The organism is Xanthobacter autotrophicus, from assembly GCF_030015065.1.
GTDB lineage: Bacteria > Pseudomonadota > Alphaproteobacteria > Rhizobiales > Xanthobacteraceae > Xanthobacter > Xanthobacter autotrophicus_D.
In genome coordinates this window covers 1-526 of record NZ_JAIVFN010000330.1, presented here as the reverse complement: position 1 = coordinate 526, position 526 = coordinate 1, and the positions used below count along the sequence as shown (strand labels likewise).

Here is a 526-nt window from a genome sequence, read left to right as displayed (position 1 = left end):
ACTTAGTAACCTATGCGGCCTCCGATAGCGCGCTTGAATGGGAGCCCGCTCCGCTGCTGGTGGACATAAAGGCGAAGGCAGACTGGCAGGAGCACTGGCGTGAATGGTTACCTAAGTGGAAAGCCGCGCGCCGCTATGCGGCCGAGCATGGGTGGCGTTTCAAAATCATGAATGAGGACCGTATCCAGAGCCCCGCGCATGGCAATATCGCATTTTTGAAAGAATACTTAGATCTCGACGTTGACTGCGAAGACAGTGACGCAGTTGTTGAGGATGTCAGGGACCGTGATGTAGTTACTGTGGACTACCTTCTAGCTAGGCACTTCCCCGGGCTTTACCGGGCCCAAGGCATTGCCCACATCTGGCATTTGATCGCGCGCCGACGCTTGGATTGTGATGTTTGCGGCGAGTTAGGTTATCTAACGGAAGTGTGGGCGCCCGATGGTGGGCAATGCTCAGTAAGGCGATAATGATTGATAAAAACTGCCTAGCAAATACCTCCGCCAATGGTCGCAAACGGCCAAGA

Annotated in this window: 1 protein-coding gene; it reads left to right on the top strand. The window is 54.2% G+C overall.

Annotation, left to right across the window (positions count from 1 at the left end):
• On the top strand, positions 1–470 hold a 470-nt coding region (locus tag K9U40_RS23380; protein ID WP_282892456.1), incomplete at its 5' end, for a TnsA endonuclease N-terminal domain-containing protein.
• Positions 471–526 lie beyond the last annotated feature (56 nt).